Genomic DNA, 17,501 nt, shown 5'->3' with positions numbered 1-17,501 from the left:
CCGTCACCCTCCCTTCGGGTTGTTGACCGGAGCCTGGACCTGGGCCTGCGCGGGCGGCGCCGCCGGACGGGGGGCGTTCGCCGGCCGGGACGCATGCGCCGCGATGCCCGCGCCCGCCCCGCCGCCGCCCGCCGGGGCGCCACCGCCGCCCCCGCCCTCCGCGCCACCGCGCGAACCGTGCGTGGAGATGCCCTGCTTCACGAAGTTCGCCGGGCCGTTGATCATCGCGCTGCCGGCCTGCACCGCACTCGCCCGGGCCCGCCGCATCGCCATCAGCTCGTCGCCGAAGCCCGGCACGAACCGGTACACCGCCGCGCTGGCGAAGATCGACAGGAACAGGATCGCCAGCCCCGCCAGCACCCGGCTGAAGTCGTCGTCCGCCCCCGCGCCGGTCGCCACCGCGCCCGCCAGCCCCAGGATGATCACCACGATCGGCTTCGCCAGGTCCACCGCCAGCATCATCGCGGCCCACCGGCGGACGTGCTTCCACATCTGCTTGTCCACCAGCCCCGCGTACACCGCCGTCCCCAGCAGCGCGCCCACGTACAGCATCGCCGCCCGGATCACCAGTTCCACCCACAGCACCGCCGCGGCCAGCACCGCCACCAGCGACACCAGGATCAGGATCAGCGGACCGCCGCCGATGCTCCCCTTCTCCAGGGTGTCCGCGAACCCGCCCAGGTACGTGCCCGTGTCGGACTTCGTCCCCGCCGCGATCGCGTCCGTCAGCCCGTCGGTGACCGTCACCACCGTGTACAGGATCAGCGGAGTGAACGCCGAGGCGATCACCGTCAGCCACAGGAACCCGACCGCCTCGCCGAACGCCTGCCCCAGCGCCGCCCCGCGCACCGCGCGCTTCGTCACCGCCAGCAGCCACAGCACCAGCGTGATCACCGTCGAGACCGCGAACACCACCGCGTACTGCTGCAGGAACGCCGCGTTCGTGAAGTCGACCTTCGTCGTCCCGTCGATCGCCCCCGACAACTGCCGCACCACCCAAGCCGCCGCCTGCGCGCACCCCTTCGCCAACGACCCCAACGGGTCGGTGACCCCGGAGACGGTGCCGGACCCGGGGATCACGGTGGCCCCGGGCGGAGCGCACAGCTTGTCGGCGCCCGGCACCGGTACGTCCACCGTGCAGGACGGCTGGGGGGTGGGTGACGGGGTCGCCGCGGTGGCTGCCCCGGTCACCGCGAAGAACGCCAACTGGAGCGCGGCGGTCGCTCCGGCCAGGGCCGCGGCACGACGGCCGAGGCCTCTGCCGGCTCCGTCAGCGTGCATAGCGGAAACCTCCGAACTGCTGGACGGCACCCGTGATCTCCTCCGAGGTCGCGGCCTTCTGATCGGCGGGCAGCGGGGCCGGGCCTGCCTTCCGGCTGTAGTCGATGATCTTCCAGTCGCTTCCGGTCCAGCGCATCGTGATGCCGAGCGTGTACCAGTTCTCGCTGACCGGGATCTCTGAGGTCTTGCCGGTCAGTCCCACCAGCGAGTTGCACCACACCTCGACCGCGGTGCCGGTGTCCGAGTAGTTCACCAGGTTCGTGCCGATCGGGACGGTGCGGCTGATGAAGGTCAGGTTCCGCGGTGCCTTGCCCTGCGCGTCCAGCCCGTAGCGCGCGTTGGTCTCCGGCGTGAACGCCTGGTCCAGGCGGGCCTGCAGGGCCGGTAGGGCGGTGGGGTCGGCGACGGTGGCCAGCACGGTGCGGCGGCTGTCGGTGCGGAACATGTCCGCGGAGCCCAGCGCCACCGCGTAGTTGGCGGCGGCGGACTGCGCGCCCTGGTCGGTGTGCGGGTAGCCGGTGCCGATGCCGTTGGACGTGGTGGCGACGGGCTGCTGGCCGCTGGCGGCGGTGCGGTCGGGGGAGGCGCCGGCGCCGGGGGCGCGGTCGCCGGAGGTGCTGGTGCCGCCGCGGCCGGCCGCGGGCTTGTCCCGGTTGGCGACGGCGACGGCGACCACCAGCAGGGTGACGATGCCCAGGACGGTCAGGAGGGTGCGCAGCGGCCGGGCCTGACGGCCCGTCGCGGGGGTGGTCTGTTCGGCGACCGGTAGCCGCGTACGGGTGTGCGGCTGGTCGTCGGACAACGGCACGGGGCCCTCCTGGTGGGCGCCGCCGCGCGGGGCGCGCGCGGCGGCGTGACGGGTGCTCGGCGGAGAAGTGCGGGGCGGCGGGCCGGCGGGCCGGATCAGCGGCGCCGGACGGTGAGTTGTCCGATCGTCAGATGGCCATGCCGTACACAATGGTGAACAGGGTGCCGAGCGAACCGATGATGAACACGCCGGTCAGGCCCGCGACGATCAGCCCCTTGCCCTGTTCGGCGCTGAAGGTGTCGCGCATCGCGGTGGCGCCGATCCGCTGCTTGGCGGCGCCCCAGATGGCGATGGCCAGGCAGACCAGGATCGCCACCGCCATCACGACCTGGACCATCACCCGGGCCGAGGAGCCGAGCGTGGCGAACGGGCCCCAGTCCGGGGCGATCCCACCGATGATGGTGTCGATGTTGGCCTTCTTGGGCGGATCCTCCGCCAGGTACCGGATCACTGTGCTGTCCACGTTCAGGTCCATCCCATCTCACCGCCCGATCAGGAAAATTCAAGGCCCCGGACCACGGTCGAGCGAAGGGGCAGGTCCTATTCTTGGCCAGATCTGACGTCGACTTGGCTGCTTCTCGCGGATTGCTCGTGGCTGGACCGGACGCTCCGCCAGGATGTCCGGTGGCTCCAAGGATACTTCCCGCCCGTGGTATCTGTGATGATTGCACCGGGCAATTGCGTAACAGGACATGGCCGCTGACGTTCCGTCGGGATGGTGCTGGATGGTGCTCCGGAAGGCTCGGGCGGCAGGTGCCGCGACGGTGGTGCTGGCCATCGGCTTCGTGGGTGTGGTGACCCTCGGGACGTATGCGGCCAGTGGGGTTCCCGAGTCCTCCTCGGCCACCCTCGGACTGTCCGGCGGAACGGTGCCGGCCGCCTACCGACCGCAGATCCAGAAATGGGGCGCGCTCTGCCCGGAGATCTCGGCGCCGATGCTGGCCGCGCAGCTCTACCAGGAAAGCGGTTTCGACCCGGCCGCGAAGAGCCCGGCAAAGGCCTACGGGATGGCCCAGTTCCTGGAGGGGACGTGGGCCACCTACGGGACGGACGGCGACGGCGACGGCAAGCAGGACATCTGGAACGCCTTCGACGCGATCGCCTCCGCCGCCACCTACGACTGCGCGCTGGCCCGGGACGTGGCCAAGGTGCCCGGCGACAAGCAGTCCAACATGCTGGCGGCCTACAACGCCGGGCCGTACGCGGTGATCGAGCACAACGGGATCCCGCCCTACAAGGAGACCCAGGGCTACGTCCGCAGCATCCAGGCGCTGGCGAAGTCCTTCACCGCGCCGGCCGACCCGGGCGTGCAGCTGGCGCTGTCCAAGGAGGCCACCGGGGCGATCTGGTTCGCGCAGAGCAAGCTGGGCACCGACTACCTGTGGGGCGGCACCGGGCAGTCCTGGGAGAACGGGCGGTTCGACTGCTCGGGCCTGACCAAGGTCGCGTACGAGAGCGTGGGCATCGAACTGCCCCGGGTGGCCAACGACCAGTGGTACGCCGGGCCGCACCCGTCCCGGGACCAACTCCGCCCCGGCGACCTGGTGTTCTTCGCCAACGACCTGGAGGACCCGCGCACCATCCACCACGTCGGCATCTACGTCGGCGGCGGCTACATGATCGACGCGCCGCACACCGGGGCCAAGGTCCGCTACGACACCATCGACCAGCGGGACTACATCGGGGCGACCCGGGTCACCCCGGACGGCGCCGCCGCGCTGCCCGACCGGAACCTGAACGACGGCACCATCACGAAGAGCGAGACGCCGAAGGTCGACTGACCGCGGCCCGTCTGCCCCGACCCGCCCCGGCGGTCGGATCCGGTCTCGGCATGTGCATGCGCGGTGGACAGTCAGTCAATTTTCCATAACGGTACGTTTCGACGGAAACCGCGGCGGCCTTGATCGCGTTGACTGGGGAGGCTGCCGGTCGTCCGCACCCGGAAGCACCACGACCTGGGACCACTGCGGAGAGCGGACAGGGAGGTGCGGCGTGCCGACGCTGCTCGCGGACGCCGGATCCGGTTCGGGCGACCCGGATCTCGGCCTGCTCAAGGCCGTCAACGGCCTGGCCGCGGACGCCCCCGGCTGGCTGGACTCACTGGTCGCCTGGACGGCCGAGTACGGCATCCTGCTCGGTCTGGCCGCGATCGGCCTGACCGCCTGGCTGAGCGCCCGCCGCCGGCCGGACGCCCCGGTCGCGGTGGCGAGCGTGCTGTGGGCGCCGCTCGCGGTGGCCATCGCCGAGCTGGCCAACCTGCCGATCTCCAAGCTGGTCGACCGGCCCCGGCCGTTCGTCACCCACCCCGAGCTGGACGTCCTGGTGCCCGGCAAGGAGGACACCCTGTCCTTCGTCAGCGACCACTCGGCGATGTCGATGGGCATCGCGGTCGCGCTGTTCCTGGTCAACCGCAGGCTGGGCCTGGCGGCCGGCGCGCTGGCCCTGCTGCAGGGCTTCTGCCGGCTGTTCGTGGGCGTGCACTACCCGACCGACGTGCTCGGCGGCTACGCGCTGGCCACCGCCGTGGTGCTGCTGCTGGCCCCGATCGCCATGGCCGTCCTGGTGCCGCTGTGCCACGCGCTGTCCCGGGGCGCGCTGCGCCCGCTGGTGGTGGCCCGCGCCTCCGCCGCGGACTCCGGGCGCCGCCGCCAGTCCGCGCCGTCCGGCCGTCGCTCCGGCCGCCGCGCGGGCCGCGACCGCGACCGGGGCCGGGATCACGAGCCGGACCACGAGTCCGACCTCGCCGCCTGACCCGCACCCGTTCCGGCCGACCGGCCGGGCCGTTCAGCCGCCGTTCAGCCGCCGTGCTCCGCGAGGTGCTCCGCGGCGTCCCGCCGCGACTTGTCCCGGGAGCGCCGCCCGGGGGCGAACCAGCCGCAGTCGCACCGGGCGAAGCTGAACGAGCCGCGTTCCGTCACCTCCACCCGGTGCTCGGCCGGGTGGTCGGTCCGCGTCGTCCCGCCGGGCGCCCCGGGGCGCTGGTCTGCCACATCCTTCACCGTATCCCGCCCGCGCGGCGCGGCGTGCCGCCCGTCCGGTGAACAACGGCGTAACCTTCCGCGCCCCAACTCGTTTGCCTGGCAAGCGCTCTGCCCATCCGGGGCGGTTGCTTGCCGGGTCATCCGGGGCCCGAGGGGGTTGTCGAAGAAGTGAAGAAGCTCAACCGCGCCGCGGCCGCGGCCCTGCTCGTCACCGTGCTGTCGGCCTGCAGCGGCGGCGGCCAGGACCGGCCGGGTTCCGCCGACCAGCTCTCCGCCGACCCGCTGACCGCGGTCCGCTCGGCCGCCGACATCACCGGCCGCACCGGTTCGGTGAGCGCCGCCACGGAGCTGATCACCGAGTCCGCCGACAAGAAGGCGGTGTTCAAGGGCACCGGCGGCTACGACTACGTGAAGCGGATCGGCCGGCTGGAGGTCGACGTGCCGCCGGGCGCCGCCACCACCGGGAAGATCACCGAGGTGGTGCTGCCCGGCACGGTGTACCTGCAGAACAGCGGCGCGAAGATCCCCGAGGGCAAGTGGGTCAAGCTGGACGTGCGCCAGCTCCCGGACGGCAACCTGGTGAGCTCCGGCGCCACCGACCCGGCCACCGCGGCGGGCGCGCTGCGCGGCGCGCAGAGCGCCGAGCTGGTCGGCACCGAGCCGGCCGACGGCGGGGAGCTGAAGCACTACAAGGGCACCCTGGACCTGGCGAAGGCCGCCGACGCGACCGGCGGCCGCGGGGCGGACGGCCTGCGGATGGCCGCCCAGACCTTCACGGTGAAGGAGGTCCCGTACGAGGTCTGGCTGGACGGGCAGGGCCGGCTGCACAAGGTGGTGGAGAACTTCACCTTCGCCGGGGTGGCCGGCTCCACCGCGGCCAAGGACCAGGTCAAGGTGGTGTCCACGCTGTCGCTGGCCGACTTCGGCAAGCCGGTGGAGGCCGCCGAGCCCGCCGCCGCCGACATCTACTCGATGAAGGCCAGTCCCTCCCCGAAGTGACCGGCCCCGCCGGACGGGCCCACCCGTTTCGGACGGCAGAGATGGCCCGTCCGTGCCATGTGGCCCGGCCCGCGGCTCCCTACGCTGGTACGGGGCGGGCAGGCCGGTGCGGCGGACGGGGCGCGGAAGGGGTGGAGGCCATGGCATCCGGGGAGAGCGGCACCCGCGGCCACGACCGAGCCGCGCTGGACGAGATCGACCTGGCCGGCGAGCTGATGATCGCCGCCTCGGCCAGCCGCGCGGAGCGGCTGGCCGCCGAGCAGATCGACGAGGTCCTGCTGGCCCGCCACCGCGCACCGGGGCCGGCCGGGGACGGGCCGGCGGACGGGGACGGGCGCGGTTCCGGGTCCTGACGGACCGTCGGCGTCAGGTGCGCAGCAGCCGGGCGATGGCCGCGCTGGCCTCGGCGACCTTGGCGTTCAGCTCCTCGCCGCCGTCCTCCGCGGCGGCCGCGGCGGCGACGCAGTGCCGCAGGTGCTCCTCCAGCAGGGAGAGCGCGAAGGACTGCAGCGCCTTGGTGGAGGCGGACACCTGGGTGAGGATGTCGATGCAATAGACGTCCTCGTCGACCATCCGCTGCAGGCCGCGGATCTGACCCTCGATCCGGCGCAGCCGCTTGAGGTGCGCCTCCTTGTCGCCGCTGTAGCCGTGCGGCCCGGTGGCCGCGGGGCCGCCGTGGCAGGCCGCCGGCGCGGTGTCGGTGCTCGGGGTGTCGATGGTGGTCATCCGGTCCGCCCTCTTGGTCTCGGTACTCGGCCCGCCCCCGGCCTCCGGCCGGGAGGTGCTCCCCTGTCCAACACGCGGCGCCAGCCGCGTGTTCCGCCGTCCGGGCGTCAGGTCAGAGATCCCCGTGCAGAGCGGGAGCAAACCGGCGTGTCGTGGGACACACTTAGGGCGCGCGTCGGCAACCCCGTGTCCACCAGTGGGGCGCGTGCGCCTAGCATCGTCAAGTACCGACCCCGCACATCGGAGATTTCCGTGCGTTTTAGCCTGACCCCGAAGGAGACGAGCTTCTACGACATGTTCGCCGCCGCCGCGGAGAACCTCGTCGTCGGATCGAAGCTCCTGCTGGAACTACTGGGCTCTGACGTGTCAGCCCGCGCGGAGATCGTCGAGCGCATGCGCGCCGCCGAGCACGCGGGCGACGACACCACCCATGCGATCTTCCACCAGCTGAACTCCTCGTTCATCACCCCGTTCGACCGGGAGGACATCTACAACCTGGCCTCCTCGCTGGACGACATCATGGACTTCATGGAGGAGGCCGTCGACCTGGTCGTGCTGTACGACATCGAGACCCTCCCGAAGGGCATCGAGCAGCAGATCGAGGTGCTGGCCCGGGCGGCCGAGCTGACCGCGGAGGCGATGCCCAACCTGCGGTCGATGTCGAACCTCACCGAGTACTGGATCGAGGTCAACCGGCTGGAGAACCAGGCGGACCAGATCCACCGCAAGCTGCTGGCCCACCTGTTCTCCGGCCAGTACGAGGCGATCGAGGTGTTGAAGCTCAAGCAGGTCGTGGACGTCCTCGAGGAGGCGGCCGACGCGTTCGAGCACGTGGCCAACACGGTGGAGACCATCGCGGTCAAGGAGTCCTGACCTCCGTGGACATGGCAGCACTGATCGTCGTCATCGGCGTCGCTTTCTTCTTCACGTACACGAACGGCTTCCACGACTCCGCCAACGCGATCGCCACCTCGGTCTCCACCCGGGCGCTGACGCCCCGGGCGGCGCTGGCGATGGCCGCGGTGATGAACCTGGCGGGCGCCTTCCTCGGCAGCGGGGTGGCGAAGACCGTCTCCGAGGGGATCATCGAGACCCCGACCGGCAGCAAGGGCATGGCGATCCTGTTCTCGGCCCTGGTCGGGGCGATCGCCTGGAACCTGGTCACCTGGTACTTCGGCCTGCCGTCCTCCTCCTCGCACGCGCTGTTCGGCGGCATGGTGGGCGCGGCACTGGCCGGCGGCATCGGGGTGGTCTGGCACGGCGTGGTCGAAAAGATCATCATCCCGATGATCGTCTCGCCGGTGGTCGGCCTGGTCGGCGGCTTCCTGGTGATGCTGGCGATCCTGTGGATCTTCCGGCGGGCCAACCCGCACCGGGCCAAGCGCAACTTCCGGGTGGCGCAGACCGCCTCGGCGGCGGCGATGGCACTGGCGCACGGCCTGCAGGACGCGCAGAAGACCATGGGCATCGTGGTGATGGCCCTGACCATCTCCGGCCACCAGTCCGGCAACGGCATCCCGATCTGGGTGAAGATCTCCTGCGCCACGATGCTCTCGCTGGGCACCTACGCGGGCGGCTGGCGGATCATGCGCACCCTGGGCCGGAAGATCATCGAGCTGGACCCGCCGCAGGGCTTCGCCGCCGAGGCCACCGCCTCCGCGGTCATGTACGTCACCTCGTTCGTCTACGCGGCGCCGATCTCCACCACCCACGTGATCACCTCGGCGATCATGGGCGTGGGCGCCACCAAGCGGGTCCGCGCGGTCCGCTGGGGGGTGGCGAAGAACATCGTGATGGGCTGGTTCATCACCATGCCGGCGGCGGCGATCGTGGCCGCCGCGATGTACGGGATCGTGAACCTGCTGATCCTCTGACCGGCCCCGCGCACCGCAGGCGGAAGGGCCCGCCCCCACAGCACGGGGGCGGGCCCTTCCTCTTCTGACTCCGCGGCGGCACCGCCATGCAGCGCCGCGGAGCAGCTCGTACGGCCCCAGGACGGGCCTCCGGTCAGCCGAAGCGGCCGGAGATGTAGTCCTCGGTGGCCTGGACCGACGGGTTGGAGAAGATCCGCTGGGTGTCGTCGAGCTCGACCAGCTTGCCGGGCTGGCCGACGCCCGCCAGGTTGAAGAACGCGGTGCGGTCGGAGACGCGGGCCGCCTGCTGCATGTTGTGGGTCACGATCACGATGGTGAACTGCGACTTCAGCTCGCCGATCAGGTCCTCGATGGCGAGGGTGGAGATCGGGTCGAGGGCCGAGCAGGGCTCGTCCATCAGCAGCACCTCGGGCTCGACCGCGATCGCCCGGGCGATGCACAGGCGCTGCTGCTGGCCGCCGGACAGGCCCGCGCCGGGCTTGTTCAGGCGGTCCTTGACCTCGTTCCACAGGTTGGCGCCCTGGAGGGACTTCTCCACCACGCCGTCCAGCACGGACTTCTTCTTCACGCCGGCCAGCTTGAGGCCGGCCACCACGTTGTCGTAGATCGACATGGTGGGGAACGGGTTGGGGCGCTGGAACACCATGCCGACCGAGCGGCGGACGGCGACCGGGTCGACGTTGGCGCCGTACAGGTTCTCGTCGTCCAGCATCACCTTGCCCTCGACCCGGGCGCCGGGGATCACCTCGTGCATCCGGTTGAGGGTGCGCAGGAAGGTGGACTTGCCGCAGCCCGAGGGGCCGATGAAGGCGGTCACCGAGCGGGGCTCGATGGTCATCGAGATGTCCTCGATGGCGCGGGTGGAGCCGTAGTAGGCGGACAGTCCGCTGACGTCGATGCGCTTGGCCATGATCTTTCGTCTTCTCTCGTCTGTTCGTACGTCAGTCGGTGTCAGTGCCCGCCCTTGGGCGAGCGCCAGCGCGCGATGCCCCGGGCGATGAGGTTGAGACCCATCACGAAGGCGATCAACACGAGGGCGGCGCCCCAGGCGCGCTGGTAGCCGAAGTCGTTGTTGATCTGCGAGTACTGCTGCCAGATGTAGAGCGGCAGCGACTGCTGCGGTCCGTTGAACGGGTCGCTGTTGATGAAGTCGGCGCCGAACACCAGCATCATCACGGGGGCGGTCTCACCGGTGATGCGGGCGACCGCCAGCATCACACCGGTGGTGATGCCACCGACGGCCGTGGGCAGGACGATCCGCAGGATGGTCTTCCAGCGCGGCACACCGAGCGCGTACGAGGCCTCGCGCAGCTCGTTCGGGACGAGCTTGAGCATTTCCTCGGTGGAGCGGACCACGACCGGCATCATCAGGATGGCCAGCGCGAGGCTGCCCGAGAAGCCGGAGTACTCGAAGCCCAGCGCGATGTTCCAGAGCGAGAGGACGAACAGGCCGGCCACGACCGACGGGATGCCGGTCATGACGTCGACGAAGAAGGTGACCGCCTTGGCGAGCCGGCCGCGGCCGTACTCCACCAGGTAGACGGCGGTGAGCAGGCCGATCGGCGCGGCGATCAGGGTGGCCAGCAGGACCTGCTCGATGGTGCCGATGATGGCGTGGTAGATGCCGCCGTCCGGGCTGAGGGTGGCGACGACGCCCTTCATCGAGTGGGTGAGGAAGTCGCCGTTGATCGCTCCGATGCCCTGCTGGACGGTGTAGACCGTCAGCGAGACCAGCGGGACGACGGCGCAGATGAAGGAGACCCAGACCAGCGAGGTGGCGAACCGGTCCTTGGCCTGGCGGCGGCCCTCGACCGAGGCCGAGACGGCGTAGCCGGCCAGGACGAACAGCAGTGCGGAGATCAGGCCCCACTGGACGTGGCTCCTGAGCCCGGCGGCGGCGCCGATGCCGCAGCCCACCGCGATCGAGGCGGCGGCGATGCCGGCCGGCGCCCAACGGGGCAGCCGGGCCGCGGTCAGCCGGTGGCTGAGCTGCGGGGTGGCGTCGGTGACGGTGGAGATGGCGCTCACGCGGCGGCCCCCGAGTACTCCTTGCGACGGGCGATGATCATGCGGGCCGCGCCGTTCACCAGCAGGGTGATGACGAACAGGACCAGGCCGGAGGCCATCAGGGCGTCCCGGCCCAGCGGCTGGGCCTCGTTGAACTTGAGCGCGATGTTCTGCGCGAAGGTGCCGCCGCCCGGGTCGAGCAGGTGCAGCGAGAGCTTGCTGCTGGTGGACAGCACGGTGGCGACCGCGATGGTCTCGCCGAGCGCGCGGCCCAGGCCGAGCATCGACGCGGAGATGATGCCGGGGCGGCCGAACGGCAGCACCGCGGTGCGGATGGTCTCCCAGCGGGTCGCGCCGAGCGCGAGCGCCGCCTCCTCGTGCATCCGCGGGACCTGCCGGAACACCTCGCGGGTGACCGCGGTGATGATCGGCAGCACCATGATCGCCAGCAGGATGCCGACGGTGAACAGGTTGCGCGCCGGGACGCCCGCGGTGGACTGGCCGAAGACGTACGTCCAGCCCAGGTACTGGTCCATCCAGCTGGTCAGGCCGTCCATGTGCGGGACCAGGAACAGCACGCCCCACAGGCCGTAGACGATCGACGGGACGGCGGCCAGCAGGTCCACCAGGTAGGCGAACGGCTGGGCGATCCGGCGCGGCGCGTAGTGCGAGATGAACAGCGCGATGCCGACCGAGACCGGGACCGCGATGACCATCGCGATCAGCGCGCTGACCAGGGTGCCGAAGGTGAGAACGGCGATGCCGAACACCGGCTTCGCGGCGTCCGGGGTCCACTCGAAGGTGGTGAGGAAGTTGCCCTCGTTCTTGCCCAGGGCGAGGGCGGAGCGGTAGGCGAGGAAGCCTGCGATGGCGGCCATGATGACCAGCAGCAGGATGCCCGAGCCGCGGGAGAGGTTGAAGAACAGGCTGTCACCGCGGCGGCTGTCGCCCCGGCTCCGTCGAACCCGTCCCCGCGCGTCGGCGGGGGGTGCAGAAGTCATGGTCGTTTACTCCGGTCTGGCGGCGCTGCCCCGCGGAGGGCGGCACCTTGGCGGCGGTGCCCCGGACGTTCTCGTGGTGGGTGGTGCGTGTGCTGCGTGCCGACGGGTGCCCCGGCCGGGCGGCCCCTCCCCCTCCTTCGGGGGCCGCCCGGCCGGTCGTCGTCCGGCCCCGGATCAGGCCAGGGCGTCGATGTGGGACTTGACCTTGGTGGCGAGCTCGGCCGGCAGCGGCACGTAGCCGACGGCGCCGATGGCCTGCTGGCCGGCGTCGCTGACGGTGTAGTTCAGGAAGGACTTCAGGACCGGCAGGCTGTCGGCCTTGTTGCCCTTGTCGCAGACGATCTCGTAGGTGACCAGGGTGATCGGGTAGTTGCCCTCGGCCTTGGTCGCGTAGTCGATGTCCAGCGCCAGGTCGGCACCGGTGCCGACGACCTTGGCGGAGGCCAGGGTGGCGGCGGCGTTGGCGGCGGTGGCCTCGACCGGCTTGGAGGCGCCGGTGTTGATCGCGGCGCTGTTCAGCTTGTTGGTCTGGGCGTAGGAGAGCTCGACGTAGGAGATCGAGTTCTTGGTCTGCTTGACCAGGGCCGCGACACCGGCGGAGCCGTTCGCGGACTGGCCGCCCTGGCCCGCCCACGCCTTGGCGGCCGGGTACTTCCAGTTGCCGCCGCCGGCCTTGGCCAGGTAGCCGGTCAGGTTGGCGGTGGTGCCGGAGTCCTCCGAGCGGTGGATCGCCTGGATCGCGGCGTCCGGCAGGGTGACGCCCGGGTTCAGCGCGGCGATCGCCGGGTCGTTCCACTTGGTGATCTGCGAGTCGAAGATCTTCGCCAGGGTCGGGCCGTCCACGACGAGCTTGTCGACGCCGTCGATGTTGAAGACGATCGAGACCAGGCCGGCGACCATCGGGAGGTCGATCGCCTGGCCACCGGTGCAGACGGCCTTGGAGGCGTCGACCTCGGCGGGCTTCAGGGCCGAGTCGGAACCCGCGAAGGCGATCTTGCCCTGGTTGAACTGGGTGACACCGGCGCCGGAACCGCCACCGGAGTAGGTCAGGGTCGCGCTGGAGCAGGCGGCGCTGTAGGCGGCCTTCCAGACGTCGATGGCCGGAGACTGCGCGGTCGAACCCGCGCCCAGCAGCTGGCCGCCCTTGTCGGCGCACGCGATCTTGGCGGCGGTCGCTCCGCCCGCGGTCGAGGCGCCCGAGGAGGACTTGCCGGTGTTGTCGTCCGTGCCGCAAGCCGAGAGCGACAGCGTGGAGACGAGCGCGACGGCACCGATGGCGAGGGCCTTGGAGCGGCCGTTCCGCAGGTTCACTGGGTGTCCCTTTCTGAGGCAATGCCGGTCTCGGAACGACCGGTTTTGCTGTGGTCCGGGGCCCTTTCGGCCCTCCGGTAACCCAGAAGTTAGGCAGGACAGGTGACGCGTCAGCCGGTCGCAAATGAACGGGGAGTGAACCTCGAAGGGACGTCAGGAAACTGCGGCCGGTAGTAACGGTTGCGTCACGGTGCGGGCGCGGGCAGATCACCCGTACGACCTGTGCGAACCACCCGGGCCCGTCCCGGCCCCCCGGTCAGCCGAGCAGCAGCTCCAGCAGCGCGTCCACCAGCACCCGGTCGCGCGGGTGCGTCAGCCGCTCCTTGGCCCGCTTCGGCGGCAGCCACTCCAGCCGGTCCACCTCCCGGTTGGGCCGGAACGCGCCACCCGTCGGCACCGCCGACCAGTACCGGACCTCCTTCGGCCGGCCGTGCGCCAGGTAGTGCTGCACCGGCAGCTCCGGCCCCAGCACGCAGCGCATCCCGGTCTCCTCCCGCACCTCGCGCAGCGCCGCCGCCCGCCAGCCCTCCCCCGGGTCCAGCTTCCCCTTCGGCAGGCTCCAGTCGTCGTACTTGGGCCGGTGCACCAGCGCGATCCGCGGCTTCTTCCGCCCCTTGCCGCCCTTCTTCGGCGGCCCCGGCACCCAGAGCACCGCCCCCGCCGCCAGCACCGTCGAACGGGGGCCCGCCGCCGGCCGGCGGTCGGTGCGGAGCCGCCCGACCGCGCCGGGGCACGGTCGGGCGCCGAGGAGCGATCGGGCATCTGCGGCACGCGGTCCATCCGGGCGGGGAACGAGGGTCTCAGTCCGACAGCGCCGCCACCGGACCGACCAGCCCGGGCGCCACCCCCGGCCACTGGCGCCCGAAAGCGTACCGGGCCGACTCCACCTCCAGCCGCTGATCGGCGTGCACCACGCCCAGCACGTACGCCGTCGCCGGGGTGATCCGCGGCGTGCGCGCCGCCGTCGCCACCGTCGCCGCCGCGTCCGACGCCTCCTGGTGGCGCGCCAGCACCCCGTCCAGCTCGGCCAGCCCGTCGCCCGGCACCCCGCACACCTCCAGCGCGTACCGGGCCCGCTTCACCAGGATCCGGGCCCGCAGCCACGGCTCGTCGTCCGCCGCCAGCGCCGCGTCCGCGTCCGCCGGGGTGCGCGCCGCCGGCACCCCGCCCGGCTCCGCCTCCCGGGCCGGGGGCCCAGCCGGTGCAGCCCCGCCCCGCCGTACGCCTGCGCCGCCCGCTGCCACGGCAGCCGCTCGCCCGCGCCCAGCAGCGCCGCCAGCGCCGCCCCGGTCTGCGGCAGCAGCGCCGCCACCGGCTCCGCGGCCGCCGGCGCCACCAGCGGCACGTCCCCGGCCAGCAGCGTCATCCGGTCGGCCAGCGCATGCAGCCGGGCCGAGCGCAGCTCCTGCAGCACCGCGGTGTGCGCCCGGGTCCGGGCCAGCGTCAACTGCCGCTCCAGCAGCGCCCGGGCCTTCGGCGCGCCCGCGTGCCCGGCCAGCATGCCCGCCCCGTCCGGGGAGGTGTCGGCCAGCGAGTCCAGCGCGCCCAGCAGCCGCACCGCCCGCCGCTGGTAGCCCGGCTCCTGGGCGAGCAGGTTGAGCAGCCAGCGCAGCTCGGTGCGCGACTCCTGCGCCCACTCGGCCTCGAACGCCGCCGCGAAGGTGTGCAGCGCCCCGCCGATCCGGCGCACCGCGCGCAGCAGGTCGTCCGCCGCCTGCGCCGACGCCGGGAGTGCCCCCGGTCTGGACCCCGCCTCGCCGACCGCCTGCGGCAGGGCGCGCAGGAACGCGCCCGCCTGGGCGGTCAGGTAGCCGGCAAGGACCTCCCCGGCGGTCGCGGCGCGCGCCACCGGGGCCGTCGTCGGCGCATCGGTCATGGCTGTGGCTCTCCCCGATTCCCTCCCTGGGCCTGCCCCAGGGGTGCAGTCCGCCCGCGCCGGGGCTCCCGGCGCGGGCGGGGTGCCGCTCAGCGCGCGGCGGCGGAGCCGCGGTTGCGGCGGCGCGAGTCGATCAGCAGGTCCTGGACGTGGCGCAGCGGCCGGCCCTCGGCGTCCTGGGCGTGCCTGGTCCAGGTGCCGTCGGCGCCCAGGTGCCAGGAGTCGGTCTCGTCCGAGACACCGAGGTCCAGCAGCCCGTTCAGCTCGGCCCGGTGCGCCGGGTCGGTGACCCGCACCAGCGCCTCGATCCGGCGGTCCAGGTTGCGGTGCATCATGTCGGCGCTGCCGATCCACACCTCCGGGTCGCCGCCGTTGCCGAACACGAACACCCGCGAGTGCTCCAGGAACCGCCCGAGTATCGACCGCACCCGGACGTTCTCGCTCAGCCCCGGCACGCCCGGCCGGATCGCGCAGATGCCGCGCACCCACACGTCCACCGGCACGCCGGCCTGCGAGGCCCGGTACAGCGCGTCGATCACCACCTCGTCGACGATCGAGTTGACCTTGACCTTGACGAAGGCCGGCCGCCCGGCCCGGTGGTGCGCGATCTCCCCGTTGATCCGCGCCACCAGCCCGTCGCGCAGCCCGCGCGGCGCGGTCAGCAGCCGCCGGTACGACTCGCGCCGCGAGTACCCCGACAGCCGGTTGAACAGGTCCGACAGGTCCGCGCCGACCTGCGGGTCGGCGGTCAGCAGGCCCAGGTCCTCGTACAGCCGGGCCGTCTTCGGGTGGTAGTTGCCGGTCCCGACGTGCGAGTACCGGCGCAGCGTGTCGCCCTCCTGCCGGACCACCAGCGACAGCTTGCAGTGCGTCTTCAACCCGACCAGGCCGTACACCACGTGGCAGCCGGACTCCTCCAGCTTCCGGGCCCACTTGATGTTCGCCTGCTCGTCGAACCGGGCCTTGATCTCCACCAGCACCAGCACCTGCTTGCCGGACTCCGCCGCGTCGATCAGCGCGTCCACGATCGGCGAGTCACCGGAGGTGCGGTACAGCGTCTGCTTGATCGCCAGCACGTGCGGGTCGGCGGCGGCCTGCTCCAGGAACGCCTGCACCGAGGTCGAGAACGAGTCGTACGGGTGGTGCAGCAGCACGTCGCGCTCGCGCATCGCGCCGAAGATGTCCGGCAGCGTCGCCGACTCCACGTCGGTCAGCCCGCGCGCCGTGCCCGCCACGAACTTCGGGTAGCGCAGCTCCGGCCGGTCCAGGTCGGCGATCCCGAACAGCCCGGTCAGGTCCAGCGGCCCGGGCAGCGGGAAGACCTCCGCCTCGGTGATGTTCAGCTCCCGCACCAGCAGGTCCAGGATGTACGGGTCGATCGACTCCTCGACCTCCAGCCGCACCGGCGGGCCGAACCGGCGCCGCATCAGCTCCTTCTCCAGCGCCTTCAGGATGTTCTCGGTGTCGTCCTCCTCCACCTCCAGGTCCTCGTTGCGGGTGACCCGGAACGCGTGGTGGGCGAGCACCTCCATCCCCGGGAACAGCTCCTCCAGGTGCGCCCCCATCACGTCCTCCAGTGGCACGTACCGCTGCGGCGACGCCTCCAGGAACCGCGACAGCGACTGCGGCACCTTCACCCGGGCGAAGTGCTTGTGCCCCGACACCGGGTTGCGCACCACCACCGCCAGGTTCAGCGACAGCCCCGATATGTACGGGAACGGGTGCGCCGGGTCGACCGCCAGCGGCGTCAGCACCGGGAAGATCTGCTGCCGGAACAGCGTGTGCAGCCGGGCCTGCTCGGTCTCCGCCAGGTCCGGCCAGCGCACCAGCTCGATGCCCTCGGCCGCCAGGTCCGGCAGCACCTCCTGCTGGAAGGTCGCCGCGTGACGCGCCATCAACTCGCGCGAACGCCGCCAGATCAGGTCCAGCACCTCGCGCGGCTGCAGACCGGACGCCGAACGCTGCGCCACCCCGGTGGCGATCCGGCGCTTCAGGCCGGCCACCCGCACCATGAAGAACTCGTCCAGGTTGGACGCGAAGATCGCCAGGAACTTGGCCCGCTCCAGCAGCGGGATGTTCGGGTCCTCCGCGAGCTCCAGCACCCGTTCGTTGAACGCCAGCCAGCTGCGCTCGCGGTCCAGGAACCGGCCCTGCGGCAACTCCGCCTCCTCCGCGCCCCGCCCGTCGGGCGAACCCGCGGCACCCGCCGGGAAGGCCGCCGACACCGCCGCGGGCAACGCCGTCGCCGCCCGCACCGGCTCGGCCTTGGCGTCCGCCTGCTGCCCGGCCTGCTGCCCAGCCCTCGGCCCGGCCTTCTGCTCCGTCCGGGCCGCGGGCCTGGGCGCCGCCTCGGGCTCCTCCGTGTCGGACGCCGCCTTGGCGCCGGCGGACCGGGTCTTGGAGCGCGCCGACACCGCACGCGGCTTGGCGTCCTTGGCGTCCTTGGCCACCGTGCCGGCGGCGTCCTTGCCGGAAGCCGCGGACCTGGACCTCACACCCGACCGCGCGGCCGGCTTCTGCTCACTGCTGCGCTCGGCCGGATCGGCCGAGTCGGAGACGGGGCGGGGGATGCTCATCGGTTCCAGCTCCTCCTGCAGGACGCGGCCCGGACGGGACGAAGGGCATGACTCCGCAAGC

Annotated in this window: 19 protein-coding genes; 6 read left to right on the top strand and 13 right to left on the bottom strand. The window is 72.1% G+C overall.

Annotated elements, in window-relative coordinates:
• Positions 1 to 3: 3 nt before the first annotated feature.
• From OU787_RS18160 to OU787_RS18150, 3 genes are all read right to left on the bottom strand, one after another.
• Positions 4 to 1,281 (bottom strand): hypothetical protein, encoded by a 1,278-nt coding sequence (locus OU787_RS18160; RefSeq protein WP_268659998.1) that lies wholly within the window; start codon positions 1,279 to 1,281, stop codon positions 4 to 6.
• A complete protein-coding gene (locus tag OU787_RS18155) occupies positions 1,271 to 2,089 on the bottom strand; it encodes a hypothetical protein (protein ID WP_268659997.1) in 819 nt (272 codons plus the stop codon). Before OU787_RS18155 ends, OU787_RS18160 begins: the two co-directional genes overlap by 11 nt.
• 127 nt (positions 2,090 to 2,216) lie before the next feature.
• Positions 2,217 to 2,564 carry a hypothetical protein gene (locus tag OU787_RS18150; protein WP_030458183.1) on the bottom strand — a complete coding sequence of 116 codons (348 nt, stop codon included), beginning with the start codon at positions 2,562 to 2,564 and terminating at the stop codon, positions 2,217 to 2,219.
• A 250-nt stretch (positions 2,565 to 2,814) separates the two neighbouring features.
• On the opposite strand from OU787_RS18150, the gene OU787_RS18145 reads away from it, so the two are divergent.
• Both OU787_RS18145 and OU787_RS18140 read left to right on the top strand, forming a co-directional pair.
• On the top strand, positions 2,815 to 3,870 hold the full coding sequence (locus tag OU787_RS18145; RefSeq protein WP_268659996.1) for a bifunctional lytic transglycosylase/C40 family peptidase: 1,056 nt from the start codon (positions 2,815 to 2,817) through the stop codon (positions 3,868 to 3,870).
• A gap of 211 nt (positions 3,871 to 4,081) precedes the next feature.
• Positions 4,082 to 4,840 (top strand): phosphatase PAP2 family protein, encoded by a 759-nt coding sequence (locus OU787_RS18140; protein WP_268659995.1) that lies wholly within the window; start codon positions 4,082 to 4,084, stop codon positions 4,838 to 4,840.
• A 44-nt stretch (positions 4,841 to 4,884) separates the two neighbouring features.
• On the opposite strand, the gene OU787_RS18135 is transcribed toward OU787_RS18140, so the two are convergent.
• Positions 4,885 to 5,079 carry a hypothetical protein gene (locus tag OU787_RS18135; protein WP_035953947.1) on the bottom strand — a complete coding sequence of 65 codons (195 nt, stop codon included), beginning with the start codon at positions 5,077 to 5,079 and terminating at the stop codon, positions 4,885 to 4,887.
• 159 nt (positions 5,080 to 5,238) lie between these two features.
• Here OU787_RS18135 and OU787_RS18130 point away from each other — a divergent pair, with 159 nt between their 5' ends.
• Positions 5,239 to 6,069, top strand: coding sequence for a hypothetical protein (locus tag OU787_RS18130; protein WP_030458186.1), 831 nt, complete (start codon positions 5,239 to 5,241; stop codon positions 6,067 to 6,069).
• A 140-nt stretch (positions 6,070 to 6,209) separates the two neighbouring features.
• Complete coding sequence (locus OU787_RS18125; RefSeq protein WP_030458187.1) at positions 6,210 to 6,422, top strand: hypothetical protein; 213 nt, start codon at positions 6,210 to 6,212, stop codon at positions 6,420 to 6,422.
• A 13-nt stretch (positions 6,423 to 6,435) separates the two neighbouring features.
• On the opposite strand, the gene OU787_RS18120 is transcribed toward OU787_RS18125, so the two are convergent.
• A complete protein-coding gene (locus tag OU787_RS18120) occupies positions 6,436 to 6,795 on the bottom strand; it encodes a metal-sensitive transcriptional regulator (protein ID WP_030458188.1) in 360 nt (119 codons plus the stop codon).
• A gap of 252 nt (positions 6,796 to 7,047) precedes the next feature.
• On the opposite strand from OU787_RS18120, the gene OU787_RS18115 reads away from it, so the two are divergent.
• The gene (locus tag OU787_RS18115) at positions 7,048 to 7,668 is read left to right on the top strand and encodes a DUF47 domain-containing protein (RefSeq protein ID WP_014137429.1); all 621 of its coding nucleotides are present in this window, start codon (positions 7,048 to 7,050) and stop codon (positions 7,666 to 7,668) included.
• Positions 7,669 to 7,673: 5 nt separating this feature from the next.
• A complete protein-coding gene (locus tag OU787_RS18110; RefSeq protein WP_268659994.1) occupies positions 7,674 to 8,669 on the top strand; it encodes an inorganic phosphate transporter in 996 nt (331 codons plus the stop codon).
• Positions 8,670 to 8,802: 133 nt separating this feature from the next.
• Here the strand turns inward: OU787_RS18110 and pstB are convergent, their stop codons facing one another.
• The 8 genes from pstB to OU787_RS18075 all read right to left on the bottom strand — a co-directional run bounded on the left by pstB (position 8,803) and on the right by OU787_RS18075 (position 17,440).
• On the bottom strand, positions 8,803 to 9,579 hold the full coding sequence (gene pstB, locus OU787_RS18105) for a phosphate ABC transporter ATP-binding protein PstB (protein WP_030458190.1): 777 nt from the start codon (positions 9,577 to 9,579) through the stop codon (positions 8,803 to 8,805).
• A gap of 41 nt (positions 9,580 to 9,620) precedes the next feature.
• Positions 9,621 to 10,697 carry a phosphate ABC transporter permease PstA gene (gene pstA, locus OU787_RS18100; RefSeq protein ID WP_442788491.1) on the bottom strand — a complete coding sequence of 359 codons (1,077 nt, stop codon included), beginning with the start codon at positions 10,695 to 10,697 and terminating at the stop codon, positions 9,621 to 9,623.
• Positions 10,694 to 11,677 carry a phosphate ABC transporter permease subunit PstC gene (gene pstC / locus OU787_RS18095; RefSeq protein ID WP_268659993.1) on the bottom strand — a complete coding sequence of 328 codons (984 nt, stop codon included), beginning with the start codon at positions 11,675 to 11,677 and terminating at the stop codon, positions 10,694 to 10,696. Before pstC ends, pstA begins: the two co-directional genes overlap by 4 nt.
• A gap of 174 nt (positions 11,678 to 11,851) precedes the next feature.
• Positions 11,852 to 12,988, bottom strand: coding sequence for a phosphate ABC transporter substrate-binding protein PstS (pstS, locus tag OU787_RS18090; protein ID WP_030458193.1), 1,137 nt, complete (start codon positions 12,986 to 12,988; stop codon positions 11,852 to 11,854).
• Between the two features lie 256 nt (positions 12,989 to 13,244).
• A complete protein-coding gene (locus OU787_RS18085) occupies positions 13,245 to 13,658 on the bottom strand; it encodes an NUDIX hydrolase (RefSeq protein WP_030458194.1) in 414 nt (137 codons plus the stop codon).
• A gap of 130 nt (positions 13,659 to 13,788) precedes the next feature.
• Complete coding sequence (locus OU787_RS34575) at positions 13,789 to 14,151, bottom strand: hypothetical protein (RefSeq protein WP_327059397.1); 363 nt, start codon at positions 14,149 to 14,151, stop codon at positions 13,789 to 13,791.
• Positions 14,067 to 14,864 carry a CHAD domain-containing protein gene (locus tag OU787_RS18080; protein ID WP_327059396.1) on the bottom strand — a complete coding sequence of 266 codons (798 nt, stop codon included), beginning with the start codon at positions 14,862 to 14,864 and terminating at the stop codon, positions 14,067 to 14,069. Before OU787_RS18080 ends, OU787_RS34575 begins: the two co-directional genes overlap by 85 nt.
• Before the next feature lie 89 nt (positions 14,865 to 14,953).
• Entirely contained in the window at positions 14,954 to 17,440 is a 2,487-nt protein-coding gene (locus OU787_RS18075; RefSeq protein ID WP_268659992.1) for an RNA degradosome polyphosphate kinase, read from the bottom strand.
• Positions 17,441 to 17,501: the final 61 nt, after the last annotated feature.

Source organism: Kitasatospora sp. YST-16, from assembly GCF_026802215.1.
Taxonomy (GTDB): domain Bacteria; phylum Actinomycetota; class Actinomycetes; order Streptomycetales; family Streptomycetaceae; genus Kitasatospora; species Kitasatospora cineracea.
The sequence above is the reverse complement of the archived record's forward strand: the minus strand, read 5'-3'. Positions and strand labels throughout refer to the sequence as shown.